The following is a 15,602-nucleotide window of genomic DNA, read 5'->3' as shown; positions in this document are numbered from 1 at the left end:
CCGGAATGGGAGGGTGCCGCTGTCGCGGCGTTACACGTCGATACGGAAGCCCAGCCCCTCGCGGTTCGGGGGCGACCCGGCGGGCCACGACATCGTCACCGTGCCGGTGATGACGTCGCCCTCGCCGAAGGCGACCGTACTCAGGCTCACCTTCTGCTGCTCGCCGACGTTACCGTCGGCGGAGACGGAGTTGGCGCCCGTCGGCGAACTGCCGTTGAACGCGATGTCGTTGACCTCGATGGTCGAGTCGGCGCTCGACGCCTTCGCCATCACCACGACCGTGTCGCTGGTCGGCATCGGCGCGGGCGAGACGGTAACCTCGGAGCCGTCGACGGTCCACTTCGCGTCGCCGCCGTCGATGGTGAGCTCGAAGGGAACGGGCTGGCCGTTCGGCCACGCGACGTTCTCGTTCCCGCTGTGAACGGGCGTGTCGTCGGGGAGTCGGATGTCGAGCTCGCGGTTCGCCGCGCCGCCGCCGTCACCGTAGATACCGCGGGCGTGCCAGACGCTGTCCTCAAGTTCGGGGAAGCCCTCGCCCTCGACGCTCTCGACGCAGGGGTTGTGGGTCCCGTCGTTGTGCCGCGACTGGACGGCGTAGAACTCAAAGTCGAACATGACCGAGTCCGTCTGGATCTCGTTTTCGACGCTGGTGGGGACGACCCACTCGAAGCAGACGCACTGCTCCGCGACGTTCGGTACTCCGTCGACGAACGGTTCGGTGACGCCCTCGAACGCGGGGCGGTCTGCGACCGCCGCGCTCGCGTCGCCGTCACCGGACAGGGGCACGCCCTCGATGAGCGCGTCCATGACATCGGCGAGCGATCCGGAGAGGATCTCCTCGCCCTTCTCGCCGTCGGGCGTACAGTACGAGACGGTGACCTCCATCGCGTCGGCGAGGTCTCCACCGGAAGTCTCGTCGTCGTCCGTCTCGGGCTCCGTCATCCCGTTCTCGTCGTTCGCGGTCAACTCGCCGCACATCCACATGTACGCGGGGTTGTCGACGATCGAGAAGCAGAACTCGCCCTCGCCGGAGTCGCCGGGCTTCAGGTCGGAGACCTGGATGCTCAGGCCCTCGCCCTCCTGCGTGACGATTTCGCCGTCGACGAGCTGCCCGACGACGTTGCCGTTGATGAAGCTCCCCGGGGGCGTCGAGTACTGCGCGTAGCTGCCCTGGTCCTCGGAGTAGTCGACGTGGACGAACAGGTCGAGCGAGCCCGCCGTCAGCGTGTTGTCCTCGAACGTCTCCGTGTCGTTGAAGTACGCCGTGGTGCCGAGCCCGGCGCCGGCGGAGGCGACGCCTACCGCTCCGAGGCCGACCAGCATCTTCCGCCGCGATAGTCCGATTGTGTCGTCGTTCATTGTGTATCATCCCCGAAGGGAACCCCCGGCGGCGGTCGCGAACCGCCGCGTCGGCCGCCCGAAGGCGCCGAACCGGGACCCGGACGTGTCTCGTCGTCCGGAGGGCCGCGTTGCTCCGAGGAGCTAGTTCTGCCCGCTCACGTTGCCGGTCCCGTTGGGTGCGGGACCGGGGCTGGTGCTGTTCGCCTCCGTGCCGTTGAACGTCACCTGGGGGTTGTCGTTGTGGCGCGACTGCTCGGCGTAGAGGCCGATGTCGAATTCCACCGAATCGGTCTGGACCTCGTTTTCGACCTCTGCCGGGAGCGTCCACTCGAAGCCGATACACTGGGTGGTCGCGCCGGGGTACGGCTGGCGACCCTCCTCCTGCCGGTTGCCGTCGAGCGCGTGCCCGTCGGCGAGGAAGGTCCCGAAGAAGTCGGCCATCGACCCCTCGAAGATCTTCTGTTCGCCCGCGAGGACGACCTGCGCGATCTCCGCGTAGACGGTGTCGAGGTCGGCCGCGTCGGGAGCGACGAAGGCGTCGTCGGGCGAGGTGGCGATGTCCTCGAGCAGCCCCGTCGCCGCGCCGGCGCCGAGCGCGATGGTGAAGATGCGGATGCCGTTCGCCTTGGCCGCGTCGGCCGCCGCGATGGCCGCGCTGGCGTTGGACTGCCCGTCGCTCAGGACGATCATCACCTTCGAGGCGCCCATCGTGGCGTTGGTCCCGTTGAGCAGCTCGTTCTCACCGGCGCTGACGCCGGCCGCGATCGAGGTGCCGCCGCTCGCGTTGTATGCGTCGATCGCGTCCTTGACCGCCTGGTAGTCGGTCGTCAGTTCCTGGTCGACGTTCGCGGACGAGGCGAACGAGATCGCGGCGGCCTCGTCGGGCGAGGAGAGGTTGTCGACGAAGCTCGTCGCGGACGTCTTCAACGCCGCGATCTTGCCGCCGCCCATCGAACCGGAGACGTCGCTGACGAGGGCGACTTCCAGTTCGTTCTGCTGGCCCGTGCCCGTGGGCTCGTACACGTTGTCGCAGTCCTCGTCGTACCAGACGCAGACCTCGATGGCGTCGGCGAGCTCGCCGATGCCGTCGGTGTCCTCGCCTTCCTGTTCCATCTCGGGTTCGCTCTGCCCGTTCTCCGCGTTCTCGGTCAGCTCGCCCGCGAGGTAGAGGAACGCGGGGTTGTCACAGATGTGGACGCTGATGGTGACTTCGCCGGAGTCGCCGGGCTTCACGTCGTCGAGCGTGAACACCGGGATTCCGTCGCCGTTGACAAGGAATTCGTCGGCCTCGGGCGAACAGAAGTCGAACTCCTCGCCCTGGACGAGGTCCTCCCACGCCTGCATGTCCGCGGGGCTGGGCGCCTGGTCGAGCAGGTAGCGCCCGTCGCCGAGGTCCTCGGCGTCCGGGTAGCCCATGGACTGGACGTGCTCCAGGCGGCCGGGGCCGCCGAGGTACGTCGACTTGTAGTCCAGCTTCAGGTCCAGCTCGCCCGCGGTGAGCGTGTTGCCCTCGAACGCCTCCGTGTCGTTGAAGTACGCCGTGGTACCGAGTCCCGCGCCCGCGGAGGCCACGCCGACGGCCCCGAGGCCGGCGAGGACTTTGCGCCGCGAGAGTCCGATTGTGTCGTTTGTGTCTTGGCTCATGCTTTCTCCCCCGACCCGCCCCCGTCCGCGACCGGACAGCCGAATCGGTTACTTCCCCCTCCGAGGGATACCGACGTAGTTACGCGCTCCCATGTCACCGTCGCACGACCGATTCCACGTGATAGAACGTCTCAGTCGCCGAGTCGAACGGAGCGTTCGACCGGCGGTCCGGCGCCCCTACTCCGGCCGATATTGCCGGTATGGCCCCCGTACCGCCGCCTCGGAACGCGGCACGGAGACCGTACTCGTCGGGCCGAATCCGACAGGGACCTCGTACTCCCGCCGCTCGAAGGGGGATCTCACCGGGTAGCGAGTTCATACATATACCCCTGTCTGACGCAGTAGGCGACAGACCTCGGACGCCGCCGAGCGCGGTCTCCGGATCCCCACCCATGAAACTCCGAACCGACGTGCTTCCGGCCGAGCAGGTGTACACCATCCTCGCGAACGAGCGCCGACGGCGCGCGATCGAACAGCTCAGCTCCGTCGGCGGGCCCGTCTCGGTCAACGAACTGTCGACGCTCGTCGCGGGCCGCGAGACCGGCGAGAGCCCGCCGCCGAAGCGCTGTCGCGAGAGCGTGTACACGTCGCTCGTCCAGACGCACCTCCCGAAGCTGGCGGACGCGGGCGTCATCACGTACGACCGGGACTCACAGACCATCGAGCTCTCGCGACGCGCGCAGGACGTCCGGCTCTACACGGAGATCCTCGCGCCCGGCGGCGCGACGTGGTCGGAGATCTACCGCGCGCTCGCGGTGGCGTCGCTGCTCGTCGTGCTCGCCGCGCTCCTCGACGCCCCGCTCGTGTCGGCCGTCGACCCGGTCCTCTGGACCAGCCTCGCGCTCGGCGCCTTCGCCGCCGCGAGCGCCGTCCAGCTGTGGGTCAACCGCTTCTCGGTGCTGCGACAGCTCCGGCTCCGGTGACTCGGCTCGGAAAACAGCCCCTACTCGATTTTCGACCACTTCCCTTCGGTCCCCCTCCGTCGGTTCAGTTCTTCTCCGTCGGTTCAGTTCTTCTCCGTCGCTTCGATTTCCTGGCTTTCCTACTCGCTCGCGGCCGCGAGCGACGGCGGTAGCCGAAGCTCGAACAGTCGGGCGTCGCAGCCCGCACACCGCCCGGCGACGACGTCGTAGCTGGCACAGCAGGACTCGACGACCCGCTCTTCGAGCGCCACGTCCCCGGCGCAGGCGGGGCATTCCTCGACGAACAGCCGGAGGGCCCCGAGGACAGTGCTCTGGTCCACGAGCGGCAGGTCGGTCCAGTCGTCGCGGGTCGCCGTCAGCACGCGGTCGGCCGCGGCGTCCGCCCGAAACGCCGCGCGCGACTCCCAGTGGCCGATCTTCTCGTCGCCCGCGTACGCGAAGCCGACGCCCTCGTACCAGTCGATCGCCAGCTCGTCGCGGTCGACCCCGGTGAGCGACGCGAGCGCGTCGAGGTCGCCGTCGGTCGGCGTGTCGGCGTCGACCGCCGCCCGCCACGCCGCGGCGAAGTCGGGCGCGAACGCGAAGTCGTCGCCCCCCGGCGTCTCGACGAGGACGCCGGCGTCGAGGAGGTACGCCTCCGGGTCGACGTCGCCCGCCGGACGCTTCCCGCGTTTCGTCTCGCCGGGCGCCTTGCCGAACAGCGCGAGGACGCGCTCGGGGAGGTAGCGCTTCGTGAGCTCGGGCGTCCCCGGGACGAGGTAGCCGCGCAGCCAGATCGCCGCGAGCGAGGCCCCGAACCCGGCCGCGCCGAGGAGCGGCGCGCCGACCGCCGTCACCGCCGCCGCGCCGACCGCCGCGATCCCGACGTTGACGACCGTACACGGCAGACAACGGTTCTCGCCGGTGTACTCGGGCTGCCGGAGGCGGTCGACGGCGGTCCGGGCGGGTCGTCCGAGTCTGGCCGACAGCGTGGCGCGTGACGCGTTCATACACACGGAACGGCGGCGAACCGACCTATGTATGGGCCGCCTACCGCCCAGTCGTGCCCGATTCGCCGTCTCGAAATATCACAAAATATACTATATAGAGAGTATAGCAGAAGTAGACTGTAATAGCGTTCTTTTGATCGGTGTCAGCGCCGTATGAAGCCCTGAACGGCGTGATTCTACCGCACTATTGGATCGCGACATCTCAAATTATTGTTAACCGCAACTGATAAGACCTCTCCTGATAATCTAGCTTCAACTTGAATGGATGAGCCATGACACCACAACTCACTGGGTCGGAAGCATCGCTCGCCGACGGCGAGGACGGCTCCTCGCGGGACGCCGCCGGTCCCTCGCGCGACGAGGTGTTCTCCGCGCTGAGTAACGCGCGGCGGCGGAACGTCATCAAGTACCTGAAAACGAACGGTTCGGAGGCGCGAGTCCGCGACATCGCCGAGCAGCTGGCGGCCTGGGAGAACGACGTCGAGATCAACGAGGTCACGTACAAACAGCGCAAGCGCGTGTACACCGCCCTCCACCAGTCGCACCTCCCGAAGCTGGCCGAAAGCGGGTTCATCGACTACGAGCGCGACCGCGGGCTGGTGTCGCTCACCGAGGAGAGCCGGCAGCTTGAGGTGTATCTGGAGGTCGTCTCGGAAAACGAGATCCTCTGGAGCGAGTACTACGTCGGGCTCGCGGCCGTGTGCGGGCTGCTGGCGGCCGCGGCGTGGACCGGCACCGCCCCGTTCGACGCCGTCTCCGGATACGCGTACGCGGTGCTTTTCGCCGGGATATTCGGCGTGTCCGGACTGTTCCATCGGCTGTCGACGAAGCGGAACCGACTGGGGTAGGCGGCGGCTGAGCGTCCGCAGCCTCCCGTCACTCGACCCCGTCGAGCGCGGCGGGCTCCAGCTCGAAGACCCGCGCTTCGCACCCGTCACAGCGCCCGACGACCACGTCCCGAGCGGTACAGCAGGAGGCGACGACCTCCTCGCTAAGCGTCACCTCGGCCCCGCAAGCCGGACACTCCTCGACGAACAGTCGGAGCCCGCCGAGCACCCCGCTGCGCGCCGCCTGCGGGAGGTCGGTCCATTCGTCGTCGCTCGCGCGAAGCACGCGGTCGGCGGCGGCGTCCGCGAGGAACGCCGGCCGCGACACCCAGTGGCCGACCCGCTCGCCGTCGACGGCCGCGACCACCGCGTTTCCGCGCTCCTCGACCGACAGCCTCGGCTCGTCGTCGGGCGGCACGTCGGCGAGCCGCGCCACCGCCGGACCGTCGGCCGTCTCCCGGGCGGTCTCGAGTTCGCTCCGCCACGCGGACGCGAACCACGGCGCGTACGTCAGGTCGCTCCCGTCGTCGGTCTCGACGAGCGCGTCCGCGGCGAGCAGGTACGACTGCGGGTCGACGGCGACGCCCTCGGCCGACTCGCCCGACGGGTCGGCCTCGTCCGTCGGCGTCCCGATCGCGGCCGAAGCCCCCGATTCCACCCCGGCCGCCGGCGGCGCCTTGCCGAACAGCCGGAGCACCGACTCCGGGAGGTAGCGCTTCGTGAGCTCGGGCGTGCCGGGCACGAGGTAGCCGCGCAGCCAGATCGCCGCGAGCGAGAGCCCCGTCGCGGCCGCGCCGACAACGGGATCGACGGCGACGGCGACCGCCGCGCCGAGCGCGACGCCGATCGTGACGTTGACAGCGGTACAGGGGGTACAGCGATTCTCGCCGGTGTACTCCGGTTGGCGGAGGCGATCAACGACCCCGCTGCCCGACGCGTCCATACCGCGCCTACGCGGGGCGGGTGCTTGTAATTACGGACGCGCTGGGGCAGACCAGTCTCGCCGCCCGTCGCGGTCCGGCCGCTCACTACCGCCCGTCTAACACCCGCAGGGTTTTAGCCGCGCACGGCGGGTGTACGGACATATGGCAACGGGGATCGTCGGGGAGTTCCTCGATCTCAAGGCGGAGACGGACGCGGACGTCCTCGCGATGCAGTGCGGCGACTTCTACGAGTTCTTCGCGGACGACGCGGAGCTGGTCGCCGACGAGCTGGACCTCTCCATCTCGCAAAAGTCCTCCCACGGCTCGTCGTACCCGATGGCGGGCGTCCCCCTCTCGGAGCTGACGCCGTACGTGAACGCGCTGGTCGAGCGGGGATACCGGGTCGCGGTCGCGGACCAGTACGAGACCGACGACGGCGGCCACGCCCGCGAGGTCGTCCGCGTCGTCACGCCCGGCACGGTCCTAGAGACGAGCGACGACGACGCGCGCTACCTCGCGGCCGTCGTCCGGGAGGGGGACGCCGGCGGCGCGACGGGCGCGGTCGACGCCGCCGACGGCCCCTACGGGCTCGCCTTCGCCGACGTGACGACGGGGCGGTTCCTCGCGACGACGGTCGAGGACGGCGGCGACCTGCGCGCCGAGCTCTACCGGTTCGACCCCGCGGAGGTGCTGCCCGGCCCGCACGTCCGCAACGACGACGGCCTGCTCGGCGCGGTCCGGGAGGACCTCTCCGGGCGCGTGACCGCCTTCGACGCGGAGGCGTTCGCGGCGGGCCGTGCGAGACACGCCGTGCGCGAGCAGTTCGGCCGCGAGACGACCGACAGCGTCGGGCTGGACGCGGACCTCGCGGTCCGCGCGGCGGGCGCGGTCCTCTCGTACGTCGAGGAGACGGGCGCGGGCGTGCTGGCGTCGATGACCCGCCTCACCGCCTACGGCGCCGACGACCGCGTCGACGTGGACGCGACCACCCAGCGCAACCTCGAGATCACGGAGACGATGCGGGGCGACGCCGACGGCTCGCTGTTCGACACCGTCGACCACACCGTCACCGCCGCCGGCGGGCGGCTGCTCCGGGAGTGGCTCACTCGCCCCCGGCGCGACCGCGAGACGCTCGCCGACCGCCTCGACGCCGTGGAGGCGCTGGCGTCCGCGGCGCTCGCCCGCGACCGGATCCGCGAGGTGCTCGGCGACGCCTACGACCTCGAACGGCTCGCGGCGCGGACGACGAGCGGAAGCGCGGGCGCACGCGAACTCCTCTCGGTGCGGGACACGCTCACGCTGCTGCCGGACCTCGCCGACGCGGTCGCCGACACTCCCCTCGCCGACTCGCCCGCGGCCGCCGTCCTCGAACGCGTCGACCGCGACCGCGCGGCCGCCCTCCGGGAGGAGCTCGCCGAGGCGCTCGCCGAGGACCCGCCGAAGGCGAAGACGGGCGGCGGGCTCCTCAAGCGCGGCTACGACGACGAGCTCGACGAGCTGATCGAGCGCCACGAGTCGGTGAAGTCGTGGCTCGACGGACTCGCGGAGCGCGAGAAGCGCCGGCACGGGCTCAGTCACGTCACCGTCGACCGCAACAAGACGGACGGCTACTACATCCAGGTCGGGAAGTCGGTGGCGGATCGGGTCCCCGAGGGCTACCGCGAGATCAAGACGCTGAAGAACTCGAAGCGGTTCGTCACCGACGAGCTGGCGGAGAAGGAGCGGGAGGTCCTCCGCCTGGAGGAGGCCCGCGGCGACCTGGAGTACGAGCTGTTCGAGGAGCTGCGCGAGCGCGTCGCCGAGCGCGCAGAGCTGCTCCAGGACGCCGGCCGGGCGGTCGCGGAGCTCGACGCGCTCGCCTCGCTCGCGACCCACGCCGCCCGCCGGGACTGGACGCGCCCGGAGCTGACCGACGAGCGCCGCCTCGACGTCGAGGCCGGGCGTCACCCCGTCGTCGAGGGGACGACCGACTTCGTTCCGAACGACCTCCGGCTCGACGCCGAGCGCGGCTTCCTCATCGTCACCGGCCCGAACATGAGCGGGAAGTCGACGTACATGCGCCAGGCCGCGCTGATCCAGCTGCTCGCGCAGGCGGGCTCGTTCGTCCCCGCCCGCGCGGCCGAGGTGGGGCTCGTCGACGGCATTTACACCCGCGTCGGCGCGCTCGACGAGCTGGCGCAGGGGCGGTCGACGTTCATGGTCGAGATGCAGGAGCTGTCGAACATCCTCCACTCCGCGACCGAGGACTCGCTCGTCATCTTAGACGAGGTCGGCCGCGGCACCGCCACCTACGACGGCATCTCCATCGCGTGGGCCGCGACCGAGTACCTCCACAACGAGGTGCGCGCGCGGACCCTCTTCGCCACCCACTACCACGAGCTGACGACGCTCGCGGACCACCTCCCGCGCGTCGCGAACGTCCACGTCGCCGTCGACGAGCGCGACGGCGAGGTGACCTTCCTCCGCACCGTCCGCGACGGCCCGACGAACCGGTCGTACGGGGTCCACGTCGCCGACCTCGCCGGCGTGCCGGACCCCGTCGTCTCCCGCGCTGACGAGGTCTTGGACCGGCTCCGCGAGGAGAAGGCCATCGAGGCCCGCGGCTCGCGGAACGGGGGAGACGCCACCGACGGGTCCCCCGGCGACGGCGGGACCCAGCAGGTCGTGTTCGACCTCTCGTCGGGGTCGTTCTCGGGCGGCGGCGACGCCGAGGGGGCGACCGCGGACGCCTCGGTCTCCGAGGCGGGTCGCAACGGCGCGGCCCCCGGATCCCGACCGGCGGAAGCCGCCGAGTCGACGGCGACCGGCGGCGGCGAGCCCGAGAGTTCCGGGCCCGCCGACGGCCTCGACCCCGAGACCCGCGCCGTGATCGAGGAGCTGAGCGACGTCGACGTCGCGGCGACGGCGCCGGTGGACCTGCTCTCCCGCGTCCAGGAGTGGCAGGAGCGGCTGGAGTGAGGGCGCGTCTGACGTAAGAACTAATGTCTGACCTCGTCGTGTGGTGTGTATGGGCATCATGAGCAAGATCCTCGGCGGCAGTGGGAGCCGCTCCGTCGACGATTACGTCGAGCTCGACTCGGACGACTTCGCCGACGCGCACGCGGAGACGGGGACGCAGGTACACTTCGCCGAGATCGGCGACCAGAGCGACGTCATCCCGATCAAAGACGCCGTCTACGACGGCGACTTCGTCATCGCGGACATCACCCGCCACTCCACGTCGGACCGGACGATAGAACACGTCTACGACGAGCTCCGCCAGGTGGTCCAGGAGGTCGACGGCGACATCGTCCAGAAGGGCGACGACCAGATCATCGTCACCCCGACCGGCGTCAAGGTCTCGCGGCAGAAGCTGTAAGCGCCGCGTTCCGGCGATCTTCTCTCTCCGATTCTCTCGCAGGCACCCCTCTGTAGCCCGCGTTCGCCCGTATCGGTCGAACCGTGTCATATATGCCGTTCTCCCGCCCACGTAGAGTCGAATGGACGAGCCGGTCCTCCTGACGGGCGCCGGCGGACGGGTGGGACAGGCCATCCTCCGCGGTCTCGGCGACGAGTACGACTGGCGGCTCCTCGACCGCGAGCCGCTCCCGGCCGCGAAGGTGCCCGACGGGGTCACCGACGCCGACCGGTACGTCGCCGACATCACCGACGAGCGCGCCGTCCGCGAGGCCGTCGCCGACGTCGGCGCCGTGATCCACCTCGCCGGCGACCCGCGGAAGACGGCGCCGTGGGACTCGGTCCTCCGGAACAACATCGACGGGACGCAGGTCGTGATGCGCGCCGCCGCCGAGGCCGGCGTCGAGAAGTTTGCGTTCGCCTCCTCGAACCACGCCGTCGGCGGCTACGAGACGGCCGAGCGGACCCCGGACCTGTACCGCGCCGAGGACGACTACCGGCTCGACGGGAGCGAGCTGCCCCGCCCCGGCAACCTCTACGGCGTCTCGAAGGCGGCCGGCGAGTCGCTCGGCCGCTTCTACCACGACGAGTTCGACATGAGCGTCGTCTGCGTCCGCGTCGGGAACCTCACCAAGGATCACCCGCCCCGCGAGTACGAGCGCGGGCAGGCGATGTGGCTCTCGCACCGCGACTGCGCGCACCTGTTCGACCGCTGTCTCCGCGCGGCGTACGGCTACGAGATCGTGTACGGCATCTCGGACAACGACCGCCGCTACTACTCCATCGAGCGCGCCCGCGAGGCGCTCGGGTACGACCCCGCCGACAACTCCGCCGACTACACCTTCGAGGGCGAGCCGAAGCCCGACCGCGACGCCGAGGCGGACGGCGACCGCTACGCGCCCGAGTCCTTCGCGCCGGACGCCGACCGCCCCGCCAACGAGTCGCCGGCCGACCCGAACTTCCCGGCCGACCCGGACGACGCCTGACCGACCCGCCGCGCTCAGAACAGCCCGTCGACGTCGCGGCGCTTCCGCTCCTCCCGGTCGACGTGATCGCCGAGCCGCGCGGCCACCTGCGGCCGGGCGTCGGGCGTCCGGAGGTACGCGAACAGCAACTCGGCGAACTCGGTCCGCCCCGTCCCGCGCTCCTCCCGGGCGAAGGCCGCCGCGGTCGCGAGCGTCTCCGGGTCGCCCGGCTCGCCCGCCGTCGCGAGCGCCGGCGCCGCGACCCCGGCCGCGGCGAGCGACAGGCCGTCGACCGTCGGCGCCTCGCCGCCGACCCGGATCCGCGGCGCGCTCGCGGGGTCCGCTCCCCCCGGATCGGCCGCGAGCCGTTCGGCCCACTCCCGGGCGGGAGCCAGCGCGACGCCCCGCGCGTCGGCGACGTCCCTCAGCGCCGCCGCGGCGTCGTCCGCCTCCGCCGCCGCGCCGGCGCGGTCGCCGTCGGCCGCCCGGTGGGACGCCGCCGCGGTCGCGGCGAGCGCCCGGAGCAATCGCTCGTCGGCGCGGTCGCGCTCGCCGTCGCCCGGACCGGTCTCGCCGGCCGAATCGGCGTCTCCGTCGCGCTCGTCGGGGGCGGGTCGTCGGCCCCGGCCCCAGGCGACGCGCGCCGCGAGGAAGCGCCGCTCGTTGAACAGCGCGGCGCCGGCCCCGAGCGCGGCTGACGGGCCGGGCGCGTCGCGTGGGCCTCGATCCGGACCGCGGTGGCGGTCGGTCACGCCTCACGGTCGGCGACGGCGCATGATAAATGTCGAGTTCCGCGCCGGCAGGGCGGCGCGTCAGGGGGGAGTGGAAGGCGGCGCGTCAGCGAGACCGCATGGCGACACGTCTGCGGGGAAGTGGAGGGCGGCGCGTCAGCGGCGGAATCGGGACCGGCCGCCGGATCAGGCCTCCCGGACGGCGCCGTCGTCGTCCGGCAGGCGGACCGTTCGGTCGACCGTGGCGGGGTAGCGCCGGTGGACCGCCGCGCCGGCGACGGCACCGCAGAGGGCCGCCAGCGCGACGGCGGCCGCGGTCGGGAACGACAGGGCCGCCACCGTCGCGACCGGCAGCGCCGCGAAGGCGACCATCGCGCCGCGCGACGGGAGCGGTTCGGACGGTCGGGGACCCGCGTTCGGGTCGGGGCGGGCGGTGCGTCCGGAGGGGGATCGGTCTGCGTTCATCGTCGGATGGGGTGTGGTGCGAGGCGGACGCCTCGCGGGTCGAGTCGGTTCGGCCGTCGAGAACGGCGGGACGCGCTACGAGTCGAGGCCGTCGCGTCGGCGAAGGGAGCGGCGGGGGGGCTCGCCTCGGTGGACGAGCCGGCCGCCCCCGCGTCGGGGTCACGCGGCGACGGCGCCGAGGAGAGCGGCGACCGGCCCGCGGACCTTCCGGACGCTCCGGCGGGGGGCGAACGTCGGGATGGCGTCGCGGACGGTCATGGGTTCGACCCGGCGGTGGGGACCGACCGGGCGTATTCTCACCCAGAAACGGAATCGAGTTAATAGTTGCTCGTGTGTGTGACCCAATGCCGCGGCCGGCGGTCGCGGCCGACCGGCCACGCCCCCCGATCACCAGTACACTAAGGAAGGCCGGGAGCGTATCGCCGGTAGCCGTGTCCAGTAGCCTGCTCCCGGTGATCGCGGTCGTCCTCGTCTCGGGGCTCGGGGTCCAGCTCCTCGCGCACCGACTGCGGGTCCCCAGCGTCATCTTCTACCTCGCGATCGGGGTGCTGTTGGGGCCCGAGCTGCTGGGGCTGGTGACGCTGGAGACGTTCGGTGACGGCCTGGAGATCATCGTCGGGCTCAGCGTCGCGATCATCGTCTTCGAGGGGGCGTTCGCGCTCCGGATCGACCGGATCCGGCGCGCATCGACGGCGTCGCTCCGGCTGGTGACCGTCAGCGCCCTCGTGATGTTCGTCGGGACCGCGGCCGCGGTCCGCGCCTTCACCGACGGCACCTGGGAGATCGCGCTCCTGATCGGCGCGCTGCTCGTGGCCACCGGCCCCACCGTCATCACGCCGATCCTCGACGTCGTCCGAGTGCGCGACCACGTCGCGACCGCGCTGGAGACCGAGGGGATCGTCAACGACGTGACGGCCGCGATCGTCGCCGTCGTCATCTTCGAGACGCTGCTGCTCGACGACCTCGGCGTCCCCGCGACGGTGGTCTCGTTCCTCCAGCGGTTCGGCGTCGGGGTCGCGGCGGGGCTGCTCGCCACGGTCGTCATCTACGCGCTGCTGGAGAGCGACCTCGTCCCCGAACGCGACGTGCAGGCGTCGCAGTTCCTCGTGCTCGCGGCCGCGATCGGGTCGTTCGCGGCCGCGGAGGCGGTCGCCGCGGAGGCGGGCATCGCGGCGGCGGCGACGAGCGGGATCCTCCTCGGGAACCTCGGGATCGACAACCGCGAGGAGATCGAGCGGTTCGCGCAGAACACCACCACGATCGTCTTATCGTTCGTGTTCATCTCGCTCGCGGCGCTTATCGACGTGGAGGCGATCGCCGGCCTCGGGCTCGGCGTGGTCGCGATCGTGGTCGTCGTCATGCTCGTCCTCCGGCCGCTGGGGGCGTTCATCGCGACGGCCGGCGTCGAGCGGTTCACCCGGCCCGAGCGGCTGTTCCTCGCGAGCGTCGGCCCGCGGGGGATCATCCCGGCGAGCGTGGCGACGCTGTTCGCCATCGAGCTGGAGCTCGCGGGCAGCGTCGCCGCCGGCGAGCTGCTCGTCGGCACGGTGTTCGCGGTCATCTTCGCGACGGTCCTCGTGGAGGCGGGGCTCGCGCGGCAGATCGGAGAGTTCCTCGGAGTGTCACCAATGCGCACGATAATCATCGGCGGGGGTCGGGTCGGCCAGGCGCTCGCCACGCGACTGGAGAACAGGGGCGAGTACGTCGTGGTCGTTGAGACGGACCCCGACGTCGTCGAGCGCGCGCGCTCGGCCGGGTTCACCGTCTACGAGGGCGACGGCAGCGACACGGAGACGCTGCGCGAGGCGCACATCGAGGACGCCAAGCGGTTCATCACGACGACGGCCGACGACGACATCAACCTCCTCGCCTGTCAGCTCGCGATCACTAAGTTCGACGTCGAGTCCGTCTACTCGCGCGTGAACGACCCGGACAACGTCGACGCCTTCGACAGCATCGGCGTCACCGGCATCGACGCCACGACCGCGACCGCGGTCGCCATCGACGACGAGATCGAGCGGCCCGCGCTCACCCACTGGATGAACGAGCTCGGCGACAGCCACGACGTTCAGGAGATCGAGGTGACCTCCGAGACGCTCGCGGGGCAGAGCATCCGCGACCTCAACGCGCAGATCCCCGACGGCACCTTCGTCGCCGTGGTCAGCCGCGACGGCGACAACCGCGTCCCCTCGGCGGACAGCGTCGTCGAGGTGGGCGACCACCTGACGTTCATCGGCGACACCGACGGGGTCCGCCGCGCGATGGAGCGCTTCCACCCGCACGACTAAGACGTACATTACGGCGTTCGAACCGCTCGCGGTGGGGGAACTGCGGCTGATGACCTGCTGTTGAGCCATTTAGCAGCCGTAGGCGTTGTTGAAATACCACCATTCAGACATATTCTCGTCCGAAACAGCCGGTCGGTGAGAACCGCTTCGTGATTAATGACTGTAATTTAAGACATTCGGACATAACGAGTTTCACATGCCCTCCTCAAAACGTATTGCGGCGGTGTTGGTACTGATCGGTATCATTGGATTGGCGTATTCGGTACTGACTGGTCAAGTCATAATTGGAGCATGGTTGACGCTTTCAGCATTTGGTGTCGCGGCACTGGTGTACTACGGCGATTCCGAACGTCATATGCTCACTCGTGCTGCGATCGCTGTCACGGTTGCCTATGGCATTTTTATGCGCCAGCTGCCGGTGGCTGTCATCGCCGCCTGTGTTGTCTACCTCTCTGCGTGGCTTACCGGACCAAACAGTCCGTTCAACGCACCCGACACAGCGATATTTCCTACTCGACAAACAACTGCTGAAGGATCAGAAGACACTGATTGACAGTCCTGATTTCTTGTACTGACCAGCCTACTACTGTTCCGTCTTGAGCGATCCGCGGTTCACCTGTACTGACCACAGTAGCCCGGAACCTGTCACCACCTGAGGATTTCAACAGAGCCGAGCCGCACCAGCGAGGCGTCCTGACGGAGTCCTGCGCGAGCGAAGCGAGCGCAGGGCCCGTCAGGACCGAACGCAGCGGCTGTCGAACGAAGTGAGACAGCCGCAAAGTGAGCGTCCTGACGGAGATTTGAACTCGGAACGACGGTCGGCCTCGCTTCGCTCGGCCGCTGCGACGTTCCTGCTCAAATCTCCGTGGAGTTTTCGGACACACGCACGGCTCGCTACGCTCGCCGTATTGTGTGTCCGAAAACGTCCTGACGGAGATTTGAACTCCGGTCCCTGGCTCCGCAAGCCAAGAGGATAGTCCACTACCCTACCAGGACTCATCTCTACGTATCGCGGTAGAACTTAAGACGGTTACGGTCCGGCGGCCGCGTGCCCCCGGTCCGCACGGACGCTCCGGGCGGGATGAACACCTTTTGTATCGACGGGCACCA

Annotated in this window: 13 protein-coding genes and 1 tRNA gene; 7 read left to right on the top strand and 7 right to left on the bottom strand. The window is 70.0% G+C overall.

The window, feature by feature from the left end; all coding sequences use genetic code 11:
- Nucleotides 1-30: 30 nt before the first annotated feature.
- Nucleotides 31-1,359 carry a choice-of-anchor W domain-containing protein gene (locus tag DVK06_RS19245; protein ID WP_233561677.1) on the bottom strand — a complete coding sequence of 443 codons (1,329 nt, stop codon included), beginning with the start codon at nt 1,357-1,359 and terminating at the stop codon, nt 31-33.
- A gap of 123 nt (nt 1,360-1,482) precedes the next feature.
- Nucleotides 1,483-2,985 carry a VWA domain-containing protein gene (locus DVK06_RS11810; protein ID WP_121600388.1) on the bottom strand — a complete coding sequence of 501 codons (1,503 nt, stop codon included), beginning with the start codon at nt 2,983-2,985 and terminating at the stop codon, nt 1,483-1,485.
- Nucleotides 2,986-3,377: 392 nt separating this feature from the next.
- On the opposite strand from DVK06_RS11810, the gene DVK06_RS11805 reads away from it, so the two are divergent.
- Nucleotides 3,378-3,908, top strand: a complete 531-nt coding sequence (locus tag DVK06_RS11805; protein WP_121600387.1) for a hypothetical protein — start codon at nt 3,378-3,380, stop codon at nt 3,906-3,908.
- Nucleotides 3,909-4,027: 119 nt separating this feature from the next.
- On the opposite strand, the gene DVK06_RS11800 is transcribed toward DVK06_RS11805, so the two are convergent.
- The gene (locus DVK06_RS11800; RefSeq protein WP_121600386.1) at nt 4,028-4,897 is read right to left on the bottom strand and encodes a hypothetical protein; all 870 of its coding nucleotides are present in this window, start codon (nt 4,895-4,897) and stop codon (nt 4,028-4,030) included.
- A 272-nt stretch (nt 4,898-5,169) separates the two neighbouring features.
- Here DVK06_RS11800 and DVK06_RS11795 point away from each other — a divergent pair, with 272 nt between their 5' ends.
- Entirely contained in the window at nt 5,170-5,745 is a 576-nt protein-coding gene (locus tag DVK06_RS11795; RefSeq protein ID WP_121600385.1) for a hypothetical protein, read from the top strand.
- Between the two features lie 28 nt (nt 5,746-5,773).
- Here the strand turns inward: DVK06_RS11795 and DVK06_RS11790 are convergent, their stop codons facing one another.
- On the bottom strand, nt 5,774-6,667 hold the full coding sequence (locus tag DVK06_RS11790) for a hypothetical protein (RefSeq protein WP_053770180.1): 894 nt from the start codon (nt 6,665-6,667) through the stop codon (nt 5,774-5,776).
- A 142-nt stretch (nt 6,668-6,809) separates the two neighbouring features.
- On the opposite strand from DVK06_RS11790, the gene mutS reads away from it, so the two are divergent.
- The 3 genes from mutS to azf all read left to right on the top strand — a co-directional run bounded on the left by mutS (nt 6,810) and on the right by azf (nt 11,029).
- Entirely contained in the window at nt 6,810-9,605 is a 2,796-nt protein-coding gene (gene mutS, locus DVK06_RS11785; protein WP_121600384.1) for a DNA mismatch repair protein MutS, read from the top strand.
- A gap of 49 nt (nt 9,606-9,654) precedes the next feature.
- Nucleotides 9,655-10,005, top strand: coding sequence for a cell division protein SepF (gene sepF / locus DVK06_RS11780; RefSeq protein ID WP_053770178.1), 351 nt, complete (start codon nt 9,655-9,657; stop codon nt 10,003-10,005).
- Nucleotides 10,006-10,126: 121 nt separating this feature from the next.
- On the top strand, nt 10,127-11,029 hold the full coding sequence (gene azf, locus DVK06_RS11775; protein WP_121600383.1) for an NAD-dependent glucose-6-phosphate dehydrogenase Azf: 903 nt from the start codon (nt 10,127-10,129) through the stop codon (nt 11,027-11,029).
- Nucleotides 11,030-11,043: 14 nt separating this feature from the next.
- Here the strand turns inward: azf and DVK06_RS11770 are convergent, their stop codons facing one another.
- Both DVK06_RS11770 and DVK06_RS11765 read right to left on the bottom strand, forming a co-directional pair.
- Nucleotides 11,044-11,760: a hypothetical protein gene (locus DVK06_RS11770; protein WP_121600382.1), complete on the bottom strand. Its 717-nt coding sequence runs from the start codon at nt 11,758-11,760 to the stop codon at nt 11,044-11,046.
- 165 nt (nt 11,761-11,925) lie between these two features.
- Nucleotides 11,926-12,204, bottom strand: a complete 279-nt coding sequence (locus tag DVK06_RS11765; RefSeq protein ID WP_233561675.1) for a hypothetical protein — start codon at nt 12,202-12,204, stop codon at nt 11,926-11,928.
- A gap of 452 nt (nt 12,205-12,656) precedes the next feature.
- Between DVK06_RS11765 and DVK06_RS11760 the strand changes: the two genes are divergently transcribed.
- Nucleotides 12,657-14,492: a cation:proton antiporter gene (locus tag DVK06_RS11760; RefSeq protein WP_053770174.1), complete on the top strand. Its 1,836-nt coding sequence runs from the start codon at nt 12,657-12,659 to the stop codon at nt 14,490-14,492.
- A gap of 196 nt (nt 14,493-14,688) precedes the next feature.
- Nucleotides 14,689-15,045, top strand: a complete 357-nt coding sequence (locus DVK06_RS11755) for a hypothetical protein (RefSeq protein WP_121600381.1) — start codon at nt 14,689-14,691, stop codon at nt 15,043-15,045.
- A 370-nt stretch (nt 15,046-15,415) separates the two neighbouring features.
- On the opposite strand, the gene DVK06_RS11750 is transcribed toward DVK06_RS11755, so the two are convergent.
- A tRNA-Arg gene (locus DVK06_RS11750) sits at nt 15,416-15,488 on the bottom strand.
- Nucleotides 15,489-15,602 lie beyond the last annotated feature (114 nt).

Source organism: Halorubrum sp. Atlit-28R (genome assembly GCF_003665955.1).
In the GTDB taxonomy this organism is placed as follows: Archaea; Halobacteriota; Halobacteria; order Halobacteriales; family Haloferacaceae; genus Halorubrum; species Halorubrum tropicale.
Note: the sequence above shows the minus strand (reverse complement) of the source record. Positions and strands in the feature narration are given on the sequence as shown.